The 10,206-nt window shown below is 64.4% G+C and carries 13 protein-coding genes; 1 reads left to right on the top strand and 12 read right to left on the bottom strand.

The features are described from left to right. Positions 1-408: 408 nt before the first annotated feature. From I9P22_RS21295 to I9P22_RS21250, 10 genes are all read right to left on the bottom strand, one after another. Positions 409-738, bottom strand: a complete 330-nt coding sequence (locus tag I9P22_RS21295) for a phage head closure protein (protein WP_199261914.1) — start codon at positions 736-738, stop codon at positions 409-411. Then, positions 738-1,820 carry a hypothetical protein gene (locus I9P22_RS21290; protein WP_199261912.1) on the bottom strand — a complete coding sequence of 361 codons (1,083 nt, stop codon included), beginning with the start codon at positions 1,818-1,820 and terminating at the stop codon, positions 738-740. The genes I9P22_RS21295 and I9P22_RS21290 overlap by 1 nt, the downstream gene beginning before the upstream one ends. Beyond that, complete coding sequence (locus I9P22_RS21285; RefSeq protein ID WP_199261906.1) at positions 1,820-2,389, bottom strand: HK97 family phage prohead protease; 570 nt, start codon at positions 2,387-2,389, stop codon at positions 1,820-1,822. Before I9P22_RS21285 ends, I9P22_RS21290 begins: the two co-directional genes overlap by 1 nt. After that, entirely contained in the window at positions 2,389-3,630 is a 1,242-nt protein-coding gene (locus I9P22_RS21280) for a phage major capsid protein (RefSeq protein ID WP_199261904.1), read from the bottom strand. The genes I9P22_RS21285 and I9P22_RS21280 overlap by 1 nt, the downstream gene beginning before the upstream one ends. Before the next feature lie 8 nt (positions 3,631-3,638). Then, the gene (locus tag I9P22_RS21275) at positions 3,639-3,977 is read right to left on the bottom strand and encodes an HNH endonuclease (protein ID WP_199261902.1); all 339 of its coding nucleotides are present in this window, start codon (positions 3,975-3,977) and stop codon (positions 3,639-3,641) included. Beyond that, positions 3,968-5,440 carry a terminase large subunit domain-containing protein gene (locus tag I9P22_RS21270; protein WP_199261916.1) on the bottom strand — a complete coding sequence of 491 codons (1,473 nt, stop codon included), beginning with the start codon at positions 5,438-5,440 and terminating at the stop codon, positions 3,968-3,970. Before I9P22_RS21270 ends, I9P22_RS21275 begins: the two co-directional genes overlap by 10 nt. Positions 5,441-5,652: 212 nt before the next feature. After that, a complete protein-coding gene (locus I9P22_RS21265) occupies positions 5,653-6,216 on the bottom strand; it encodes a head-tail connector protein (protein WP_199261900.1) in 564 nt (187 codons plus the stop codon). A gap of 405 nt (positions 6,217-6,621) precedes the next feature. Next, positions 6,622-7,803, bottom strand: coding sequence for a hypothetical protein (locus tag I9P22_RS21260; RefSeq protein WP_199261898.1), 1,182 nt, complete (start codon positions 7,801-7,803; stop codon positions 6,622-6,624). Positions 7,804-8,044: 241 nt separating this feature from the next. After that, a complete protein-coding gene (locus tag I9P22_RS21255) occupies positions 8,045-8,419 on the bottom strand; it encodes a hypothetical protein (RefSeq protein WP_199261896.1) in 375 nt (124 codons plus the stop codon). Continuing rightward, on the bottom strand, positions 8,416-8,640 hold the full coding sequence (locus tag I9P22_RS21250; RefSeq protein ID WP_199261894.1) for a hypothetical protein: 225 nt from the start codon (positions 8,638-8,640) through the stop codon (positions 8,416-8,418). The genes I9P22_RS21255 and I9P22_RS21250 overlap by 4 nt, the downstream gene beginning before the upstream one ends. Before the next feature lie 551 nt (positions 8,641-9,191). On the opposite strand from I9P22_RS21250, the gene I9P22_RS21245 reads away from it, so the two are divergent. Beyond that, positions 9,192-9,398, top strand: coding sequence for a hypothetical protein (locus tag I9P22_RS21245; protein WP_199261892.1), 207 nt, complete (start codon positions 9,192-9,194; stop codon positions 9,396-9,398). Here the strand turns inward: I9P22_RS21245 and I9P22_RS21240 are convergent. After that, positions 9,391-9,771 carry a helix-turn-helix domain-containing protein gene (locus I9P22_RS21240; RefSeq protein WP_199261890.1) on the bottom strand — a complete coding sequence of 127 codons (381 nt, stop codon included), beginning with the start codon at positions 9,769-9,771 and terminating at the stop codon, positions 9,391-9,393. The genes I9P22_RS21245 and I9P22_RS21240 overlap by 8 nt on opposite strands. A 212-nt stretch (positions 9,772-9,983) precedes the next feature. Next, positions 9,984-10,206, bottom strand: a 223-nt coding sequence (locus I9P22_RS24675) for a hypothetical protein (RefSeq protein WP_233253521.1), incomplete at its 5' end; no start/stop codon positions are given.

The following is a 10,206-nucleotide window of genomic DNA, read 5'->3' as shown; positions in this document are numbered from 1 at the left end:
CTTGATCCGGGTTCCTCCACGCGCGCGTGTGCGAATGTGACTTGGGTTTTTCTGAAACCCAAGTTGGGAAGGTTCCTCCACGCGCGCGTGTGCGAATGAATTGGGGTGTAGGTCCGTTCACTGGTCGCGCGACCAGTGACGTTCCTCCACGCGCGTGCTGGCGAATGAATTGGGGCCGGTGCGCGGTTCCCCCGCTGCCCCGGCCCCTTGCCCTGACGCGGGCTGTGGCACTTGCTCGTGCCGCGTTGGCTGCCCCCGTGGTGAACCGTGGCAACCTGCGCCGCGCCCCCCATGAAAGGAAAGAGGCCGCGCCGTGACGGGGTTGTGGTCCTATGCTACCGGGCACTCACCGTCTAATCCCAGATGCTTCGCGGGGAACAGATCAGAATCCCGCAGGCGCACCCCGCCTTATCCCTCGGCCAGCATTTCCAGCAGCCGCCGCGCCTGATCGGGTCGCGGATCTTCCTTGATGCTGTAGAGCTTGCCGCCGACTGACACGCGCCATTCGCTTGTGACGGCCCGCGCCCCGGCAAATTCCCGAACGGTGACGATCACCGGGTTCTTGGATTGCAGCCTCGCCTGCATGACTTCCTCGCCGCCCCGCAGGTGCCGAACGTGAACCGGGCAGGTGAACCGCAAGATCCAGTCCTGAATAACCTGCCCGTCCGGGTCGGTATCCTCGAACGGCTCGTAGAAGCTGCCGAACAGGGTCAGGTCTGCCGCCGTGATCTTGTCCATCAGTCCGCCCAATCAATGAATTGCAGCGCGTCCTTGACGGTCGCAGGGTCCAGCCCGGCCTCTTTCGCCGTCGCCATCGCTTGCAGCATCGTGGACAGCCCCCGCGCCTTGCCGCCGTGGTCATAAGCCTGCATGGGTCGCACCACGTCGATGGCGACAGGGACGCCCAGCTTCTCGGTGGCTTCCTCGGCCATCAGGCCAGCGATGGGTTGCAGCACCAGCTGCGCCAGATGCCGTTGTGCCTCGCGCACCATGGGGCCGGTGGTGGCCGGATTGGTCAGGCCGGGCAGGATGCCGAACACGTTGTAAATCTCGCCCTTGGCCTCGGTCAGCAGCTTGTCGGCCAACGTCCTGTCGATCTGCGGGGAAAGCTGGTCTGGCGACTGGCCGAGGTTCGGGTTCATGCCCGCCGCCGTCGCCTGCGCCACGCCCTCGATCACCAGCGCCGAACCCCGGTTGCCCCGGAAGCTGCGCCGCATCGCGTCCATGTCCTCGGGGTTGCTCTCGGGCAGGGGCACGATCTGCGAACCGATGGGCGCATCGCGGAACACGTCGCGCAGCGCCTCGGTGATCTCTTGCAGCAGGGACGCCGACAGCTTCGCGCGGGCCAGCGGTGCCGATCCCGCCCACGGGGTGACGGCATCGCAGCCGATACGGAAGTGCAGCACCTCGCCCGCCAGCACGGTTTCCGAGCGCCCGCCGCCGATCTCGGGCAGGCCAACGCGATAGGCCCGCGGCTGGCCGTAGCGGGTCGACAAGTCCCAATCGGTGCAGGGCACCAGCCGGTCACGGATCAGGAACAGGCATTCACCCCGCAGCGCCAGAGAGCGCGCGCAGAGCGCCATGGAGCGCCGATCCAACAGGTCGGTGCCGGTCACGTCAGCCAGCGACAGGCCGCTTTCCCAGAGGCTCACCGAGGCTTGCACGGCCCCTGTCAGCTCGGCCAGCCCGGAGCCGCCGCTGATCCACGCCTCACGCGCCGCCATCAGCGCAGCGGTGTAGCCGGGTTGAACAGCGCGGGTTTCATGAGAGCGCGAAATTGCGTTCTCATCTTTCCGCCTGAAAAATGACAGCATCCCCATTAGACCCTCCACCGATTGAGGGGGTGAACAGCACCCCGATAGGGTTGCCGGTCCTGATGGGTTTCCCAGGAGCGGGCTTCCACCTGCGCCATGGGATAGGCGGGCCGGGTGACTGCCGACAGCTCGAACAGCTCGGCCCGGTGAATGACGCGGATCAGGCCATCGCCGTCGCGCTTCACCATCTCGGCCCCATCGCCCTGCGCCACGCGGAACCCCGGCGACAACCCACGGATCAACCCAGCCGCATGAGCCGCCAGAAAGTCCTGCGCCCAGGACGTGCTGCCCTCGATCCGCGCCTCGAACACCAGCGCGTCGTCGGTGTCGGTCAGATCCAGACTGCCCGCCGAGCGGCTGGCAAGCGGCTTCTCGAAATCATGCCCGGCCAGCAGGTGAATATCCTCGCCCGCCTCGATCCGGGCTGCGAAGGCCCGAGCCGCAAACACCTCGCGCTTGCGGGTCGGGGTCGTCGCCAGAACCGTTGCCGCCCCATAGGGGAAGCGGCCCCGCAGGCGGGTCGCCCCGCCCTCGGTGCGCAGCTCAAGCGAACCGTTGAAGCCGCCCCACAGCATCAGGGCGTCACCGCTCCCAGGCCGGTCAGGATGCGGGTTTGCAGGCCGCGCGGGACGGTGAAGTCCGCCGTGACAAGCGCCGTCAGGACAAGCTGGCCCGATGCCGCCTTGGTGTAGGGGTCGCGGATCAGATCCACGCCGCCGTAGATGCCGAGATAGCCCGGTGCGATGCCCTGCACGGTCGCGGTCAGGATCGCGGTTTCGGCGGGAATGACATTGCTGATCGCAGGGGTTCCGACATGCTTGGTCAGCCGGTCCCATTCCGAAACGGCGGTGCCGGTGATAAGCGCGTCGTCCAGCTCGGCCCAGATCGCCGGGCCAAAGCCCAGGTTCACCTGGCTGGCCGAGGTGATCGCGTTGGCTTCCATGAACGCCACCACCTGCGCCCGGAACGCCGCCCAGGTCGCGGCCGCACCAACGGCGGTCGAGGTGATGCCATAGGTCGCCGCGCCGGGGATGATGCCCAGAGGCTCGCCAGCCGCGCCCGAGCCGTTCACGACAACCCGGTCAAGCTCGGTCCCGATCACCGCGTTGAGATCGCGCCGGATGGCCGATTCCAGCCCTTCGCCCGCCTGTTTCAGCGCCTTGCGGCTGATGACCATTTGCGCGCCGCCGGTCTGATCGGGGTTCAGGCTGCGTTCCGAGGTCTGATAGGCCGAGGCCGCGCCGACATTGGCAAGCTCGGTGGTCTGCCAGCCGAACACGGCACCAGCGGTCGCCACCGGAAATTCCAGCTCGCCCGAGGTGATGTTGATGGACTGGACGCCGAGACGCGATGCCACCGAAGCCGGGAACAGCCGGTCGATCACCGGACGGATCGTCTTGGGGTTGATCTGGTCAGCCGCGACGGTTTCGCCAGCGCGGGTTTCCAGAGCCGCCAGCGGGACCGGGACGCCCTGATAGCCGCCCTTGCTGCGCAGCTCGTCCACGACTTCCTTGGTCGCGCCCGACAGCGCCTTGCCCTCGTCCAGAGCCAGCGCCACCTGCCGCAGCTCGAACCGGCCCACCAGCTCGGCATATTCACGATCCGAGCGGGTTTCCAGATCCGCCCCGGCCTCGCGCCGTTCCTGATCCTCGGCCACCAGCGCCGCGCGATAGCGGGTCTCGTTGACGCGATATTCCGCATCCATGCTTTCCATGGAACGGGTTTCGTCCTCGGTCGGGTTTTCCTTGCCGACCAGACCCGCCAGAGCCTGCCGGATTTCCGACTGGCGACGGGCAATTTTCACAGAATCCAGCATTTGATACCTCATGTTGCCGGGTTGGGATTTGTCGCCAGATCGGCAACAGCTTTCGCCCAGGCGGATCGCTCGGGCGTGATGATCGGCGCGGGGTGCCCGCACTCGATCCGGGTCTTTTTCGTGTGGCAGGAAGGGCACCGAACGGCGCAATTCGCCGGGTCAAAGGCCAGCTCGGGATTGCTGCGAACCGGCTTCACATGGTCGATTTCCAGCCGCCCCTTGCGGGTGCCGCAGTCCACGCAAGCCCAGCCGTCGCGCTCCAGCACGATCTGCCGCAGCACCTGCCAGCGTTTGGTTTTCAGGACGGGCCGAGAGAACCGCCGCCATTCGTCGCGCGTCACGCCCATGCCAGCCTCGCCCGCTTGGTCGGAGCCGCCTTCATGCGCTGCCCCTGCGCCACCGCCAGCACGGTCGCCGCCGCAGCGTCGATGCGCCCGAGACTGCGCCCCTTCGCCAGCTTGGCGTTCATGGCCGGGTCCAGAAGCACGATGGCATCCGAGAAGGCAGAGCGCAGCAGCAGGGACGCCGTGCATTTCACCTCGCCGTCGAACAGCGCGCGCCGGAACCGCTCGATGTCCTCGGAGCCGTCTTTCCAGCCGAAGCCCCGCCAGATGAACGGGACGCGGGCCAGCCCTGCCTTTTCCATCGCCTCGATGAATTCGGCGTGGCGGAAGCGGTCGCCGCAGATGCAAGCCGGGGTGATGCCGTCCAGCTTCTTGACGATCTCGGCCAGCCACGGGCCGGGCGGAACCGTCGCATCGCCCATGACGGACAGCTCGCCGCGTTCCTGCATCTCGGTGTAGCGGTCGGACACGCCATCAGCGGCCCCACGGTCGGCCAGAGACGGAACGGCGGGGAAAGTGCCCAGAGCCTCAAGACGGCCCGTGTCGGGCCAGTAGAACGCCGCTGCGCTCATGCTGCGACTGCCGCCCAGATCCACGCCGAGGATGCACGGCCCTTCGCGCGGGGGAAGCTGGTCGGGGTTCACCTCGGCAGACAGCCATTCGTCCACCGTCACCAGCACCGAGCGATCCTCGGTGGAAACGCGCTCATTTCTGTTGAGATTCCGAAACGACGACAGCGCCGAGCCGCCCCGCGCGATTGCCCGCTTGGCTTGGGCCACCAGCCATTCGGGGGTGGAGCCGATGCCCTCGGTCGCGCCGGGGTTGGCTTGCAGCAGGCTTTCCAGATCGTCAGCAGGCAGGCCAAAGGCGGGCCGGTGTTCCTGCACATAGGTGCCGGGCGGGGGTTCATCCAGCCAGCGGGAAAAGGTGTTGGCGTCGTCGGGCGCAGAGGTCGAGATAATCAGCGCCCGGCCATCGCGCTTGCCGAGGCCAGAGAGGATCGCGTTTTCGAGGTTGTCGCCCTTCTCGCGTTCCCATGCCGCGCGTTCATCCATCAAGGCCAGCGTCGGAGCGCCGCCGAGGATCGACTTTCCATCTGCTGCGATACAGCGGGCCAGCCCGCCGCCGTTGCCGCTGTATTCGACTTCCAGCTTGGAGCCGCGCCGGATCAGGAACAACTCTTGTTCTTCCTCGGGCAGTCCCTCGATGAAGCCGACAAGGAACTGGAACGCGGTCTTGGCCTGATCGCGGTTCCGGGCGGCAAAGAGGATCTCGCGCTTGGGCTGATCGTCCCAGATGCCCTTGAGCGCGCCGAGCGCCAGGCCCGCCGACAGCGCGGTCTTGGCATTGCCCCGGCCAATGGAGAGGCAGGCCACCATGACGCCATCCGCCAGCGCGCCGCGCACGAAACGCCTCTGGAACTCGGCCAGCCGCAGCGGCTTACCGGCCTTTTTCCCTTCCGGAATTTTCAGGGTTTCCAGAAACTCAATCGCCAGATCGGCCTTTTCGGGGGTCGGGAAAGAGAGCGGAACACTCCGCCGCCGGTCCCCCGTCTCAATCGAAACCCCGGCATTGGGACCAGACAGGCCCGCAGAGGCCGCAGGAGCCGCCTTCCGCTTGCCCTTGGTGGTGGATGCCCTCGCGCCCTTGCGCCCGTCAGAGGCCCGCACAGCGCCGCTCATGCCACGGCCACCCTGCGATGACGGGCTGCGATGCGGGACGCGGCCAGCGATAGCCCCTGCTTGCCATCCTCGGCCCCGCGCTGGTCATAGAACGCCGCCGCCTGGTCGTTGATCGCGTGTTGCAGATCCTCGGGGATGCTGGCCGCAGCCGAGCCAAAGCCCGCCGGATAGGTCACGACCAGCGCCGTGCCGTCCATGAGCTGCCGGTCGGTCAGGTGCAGCACGGGATAGCGCCCGGCGTCCACCCACCAGCCTTGCGGCCATGAGACAAGCGAGCCATCCGCCTCACGGGTCTGCACGGTGATCGGGTGATCGTCCAGCGCCACCACGTCCAGCGGGCCAATGGGCAGAGGAACCACGCATCCCCATTCGGTGAAGGTGACGGTGACGGTCTGGGTCAGCAGCGCCAGCGCACAATGCGCCTCGATCTCGCGCGCCGCCGTCCGGGCCATCAGCACCAGGTCGGGATCGTCGTCATCGAACGACACGCGGGCGTGCAGCTTCACATCGTCCAGGATGAACGGATCGTCGGTCGAGAGGGGGGCGCGGGTGATGTGCATGGACCTGATACCAAATGATACCCACAATACCACGGACCCGATTTGGTATCAATGCTATCATTGGTATTGAAACGGCTTCGGCACGGCGCGTGTTTTCTCGTAGAGTCAGAGGGTTGCCGGGGATTAATCTTACAGATGGAGAGGGGCGGTTCGGAGGCGGGTTTCGGATGGGGCTTTTCATCCGCTTTGAGTCCGTCAATTTCGGATCGCCGCGCGCCGCGCCGCTGACGATTTCCGCCCCCCGGAGCCCTCCCAAGCAGGTCCCGGAGGCCCCCCGGAGAACCCCCTTCTTCCATCTGTAAGATTAATTCTGGTTAACCTGTTGAAAAGAAAAAAAAAGACGCGCCGTTGAGAATGGTTCTCAAGAAGCGCGCCGCGGGTGCATTTCTTGCGCCGGTCGAGGGTCTATTTCGCCTCGGTGATCTGGGCTTTCAGGCGGCAAACGTCATAGGCCGCTTGGTCCATTGCGGCTTCCAGTTCTTCGCGCTTGGATGCTGGCACCAAGAAACTGTCGTGCACGGGCAGGGTCACGATCCCCTTGCGGGCGATCAGCAGGCCCATCACCCCCTCGGCAATGTCGCTGTCGATCCGCATGAGCCGCGCGCCCGCGTCGCTATGGAAGGATCTGGCGATCGGCGCATGTTTCCGCTTGATGGCGTCGATCAGTCGCGCCGCTGCTTGGATTGCTTCTTGGCTACCCGGTTTGGCAACTTGGGCCATCCGGTCGCTATGGGCGATTGAAAAGCGAGCTTTGCTTTCGGTCGTGGCGTTGATCAGCGTCAGCATCGCCACCTTGACCAGATTGCGCGGCCAGCCGTCGATGTCATAGCAATCGGCCGGCATTGGCACGCCCGCCTCGGCATAGAGGATCGCCGGGTGCAGGGTCTTGAAGTCCAGTTCCACCACAGGCTCGCCGTCGATGGTCAGCGCCTTGCGCGCCTCGGATTTGATGTTCTGCCAGCTCGTGCCCATACCGTAGAACCTTCCCCCTCGGCTCATGTCCTGATTGTAAATCCGCGCCATCGGGCAGGCTAGGTTCGTTCCGTCCAGCGCGATGATTTCCGCCGATGAGATTGCCTCGTTGAACGTCGCTGTCTTGCGGTCGCGCCGATCAATTTCGCGGGTCGGCTTGAAGTCCATCGGCTTGCCATCAGCATCGCGGAGGATTGTCAGGTGGCGCGGTTGCTCAAGTTTCAGGCGAGGGTGGCCCTGCATGATGTATTCCACCGCATCCACCAGTTCCGGGGTCGCCTCGAACGCGCTTTGCCAGCCCCGACACCCCGGAGCCTGCTTGTAATGCTGGATCCATTGCCCGGCTTCCAGATCGTCAGCCCCTCGGGTCACGTTGGTGTAGGTCATGAGCGGGTGCCGCCCGCCGTGGTAGTAGTTGCGGTTCCTAGAATACGAGACAGCTTTGCCTACCTTTGATGCCTCATAGGCTGCCAAGGCCATCGCCGCACCCGCTGCGCCTACCCCGCAAATCGCCTTGAAGGGTTCCCAAAGGGGCTTTGTGTCGAATTTGAAGTCCAGCGGGATTTGTGGTTCATCCCCCGGCAGGTAGTAGCGCCATTCCGTTGTGACACCCAAGTTTCCTGTCCCTACAGGTGCCTTGGAGGGGGAAAGCCTCTTGCCGAGAACGCTGTGTTGTCCTAATCTCGGTCATAGTCATAGAAGCGCCCCACCAAGGCAGTTTCAATTCAGAAGCCCGTTCCCGGATTGCCGCCGGGGCGGGCTTCGCTCATTTTCGGCCCCTAAGAACCTAGCTTTGCAGAATACGGCCTGCGGGGGATTCTAGCAAGCCGTTGTGTGATACCAGTGGTATTCCCCATTATCTGCCCATGAGCCGCGCCCAGAAGCTTTTGCGCTGCGCCTCGGTCAGCGCCCGGACCTGATCGGCCAATGCCGCGATGGTCTGGGTCGCCGCGTCCAGCTTCGCGTCGGTCGCCTCGATGCGCTTTTGCGTGTCCTCTATCTGCGCCAGGACGGCGGGCGGGGGTGCTGATGGGGTGCCCTCTGGGGTGTCGTCCGGGTTGCCCGAGAGGATTCGCCTAGCCGCTGCCGCCAATGTCTCGGCTGCGAACTCGGCTTGCGTCTTGCCTGCCTTTTTCGCCGCCTTGTTCAACAGGCTGCGGAACTCGGGGGTGAACTCGTCGCCCTTGAGGGTCAGCGTCGGGCGCTTGTCTCGCCGGGGCGGGGTCGTCATTTTTCCGCCTCTAGTGCAGCAAGACGCCGTTCCAGATCGGCAACCCGGTCGGGCAAGGTCGGGTCGGCGGTGATGCCCTCGTATCCGTCCAGGAACGCTTGCAGCTTGGGCAGGAAATCAGGATCACCCCGCAGCAACCCGCCGATGCGCAGAAGGGTATCCCGTGCTTCGATTGGGGCGCGCACGTTGGTTTGTGGAGCCGGAGCTTTGGTTTCAGCCATTGGCCTGCGCCCCCCGCGCGTATCGGTATCCCCTGCCGGTGATTGCCACCTCGGACACAAGCGCCACCAGTTCCTTGCGCTGCACCAGCCGTTGCAGAGAGCGGGACAAAGACGCCCGGCTTGCCGGTGTGCCAGGCAGGGCTATGGCTTCCCGAATATCGCCTGCCGTCAAGGGAGCCTCGGATGCCTCCACGGCTGCCAGAATATCGCGTTGAAGATCGCTTAAACCTCGGCCCATGTCTGCCCTATCGGTTAATACTGTTTCCAGCCGTAACACTATTAACCGATACGCTGCAATCTAAATCGCACCCCCCGGTGGGTTGCGCAGAGTAACCCACTTTCGAGGATGCACCCCGCAGCGGGTTGTTCTGCGGGGTGAAATCGCTTTCCGGGGGTGATGCGGCCATATCAGGTTTTATGTAACGGAACCCCGCAGCAACCCACGCAAGGCGCGGTTGTGCGAAGGGGAGGGGACAAGCTAGTATTCCGGGGCGTCACTGTAAACGTTATCAGTGAGCCGCACCCCACCTTGAAACCCATGAGGCAACCCTATGTCTGAGAAAGAGCATTTGCAGGTGTTTCGCGATAACCTGGTGGATCGCCTTGCCACCTTGGTTTATCGCGACACCTCGGCCACCAGTGAAGAGCGCATCAGTGAGATTGCGCGCTTAAAGGCTGCCGTTGATGCCGTTGATTTCATCATCGCCAACGACATCCCTGAGCCTCCGCCCCCAGATCCTAAGTTCATGGTCATTTGACGGCACCCCTTGCGGCAACCCGCGCGGCAACCCTCGAAACGGTCATGGCCGAAACCCCGCAGAGCCGCGCCGCCTTGCGCTGCGACATGCCCCCGGCAAGCGCCGCCTCGATCCGGGCGGCGGTCTTGTCGTCGGTCCTCGGCCTGCCGCCCTTTGGCTTGCGGCTGGCGATCTGCCCGCGCAGCAATTCAATCTCAGCCTGCAATTCGATTATGATTGCGGATTGCTTATCAACCATGCCGAAGGCGACGTGGTTAGCGTCTTCTAATGCGCTGGCATAGCCTATCCATGCATCCTTGCCGCTTCCTGGACCCCGCCATGCCGGACGTTTCATGCTGGTGATGGTCGCTTCGCTGATAGGGTCAGGTTTCATGGCTTAGCCTGCATCGTCTGTAACTGTAACATTATGCACTGTTACATATTCCGCTGCAATCCATCTTTCGCCTGAGGATGCGCCGCAGAGCCTCTAGGGCGGCGCAGGAACGGCTTTAGCCCTATTCGCGTGGCGTTATCTATCCCAAGGCCGGAACGCCTGTCAGCGGGCCGGAAAACGGCCTCTTTCGCCGGGCGAACCACATGCGCCGTTCACTGTGTTCCGAACACAGTGGAGCAATCCACGCGCGCGCGGGCGAATGTGGTCTCCGCCAAGTTGGCGGTCACGAAATCCAGGTTCCTCCACGCGCGCGCGGGCGAATGCACGATCATCCGGCAAATTTGCCGCTTGATCCGGGTTCCTCCACGCGCGCGTGTGCGAATGTGACTTGGGTTTTTCTGAAACCCAAGTTGGGAAGGTTCCTCCACGCGCGCG

It is taken from the genome of Paracoccus binzhouensis (assembly GCF_016446475.1).
In the GTDB taxonomy this organism is placed as follows: Bacteria; Pseudomonadota; Alphaproteobacteria; order Rhodobacterales; family Rhodobacteraceae; genus Paracoccus; species Paracoccus binzhouensis.
Note: the sequence above shows the minus strand (reverse complement) of the source record. Positions and strands in the feature narration are given on the sequence as shown.

Bases quoted from the DNA above. Each gene is read 5' to 3' on its own strand.
- I9P22_RS21295 (WP_199261914.1), bottom strand. From the start codon at position 738: ATGGACAAGATCACGGCGGCAGACCTGACCCTGTTCGGCAGCTTCTAC.
- I9P22_RS21290 (WP_199261912.1), bottom strand. From the start codon at position 1,820: ATGGGGATGCTGTCATTTTTCAGGCGGAAAGATGAGAACGCAATTTCG.
- I9P22_RS21285 (WP_199261906.1), bottom strand. From the start codon at position 2,389: ATGCTGTGGGGCGGCTTCAACGGTTCGCTTGAGCTGCGCACCGAGGGC.
- I9P22_RS21280 (WP_199261904.1), bottom strand. From the start codon at position 3,630: ATGCTGGATTCTGTGAAAATTGCCCGTCGCCAGTCGGAAATCCGGCAG.
- I9P22_RS21275 (WP_199261902.1), bottom strand. From the start codon at position 3,977: ATGGGCGTGACGCGCGACGAATGGCGGCGGTTCTCTCGGCCCGTCCTG.
- I9P22_RS21265 (WP_199261900.1), bottom strand. From the start codon at position 6,216: ATGCACATCACCCGCGCCCCCCTCTCGACCGACGATCCGTTCATCCTG.
- I9P22_RS21255 (WP_199261896.1), bottom strand. From the start codon at position 8,419: ATGACGACCCCGCCCCGGCGAGACAAGCGCCCGACGCTGACCCTCAAG.
- I9P22_RS21250 (WP_199261894.1), bottom strand. From the start codon at position 8,640: ATGGCTGAAACCAAAGCTCCGGCTCCACAAACCAACGTGCGCGCCCCA.
- I9P22_RS21245 (WP_199261892.1), top strand. From the start codon at position 9,192: ATGTCTGAGAAAGAGCATTTGCAGGTGTTTCGCGATAACCTGGTGGAT.
- I9P22_RS21240 (WP_199261890.1), bottom strand. From the start codon at position 9,771: ATGAAACCTGACCCTATCAGCGAAGCGACCATCACCAGCATGAAACGT.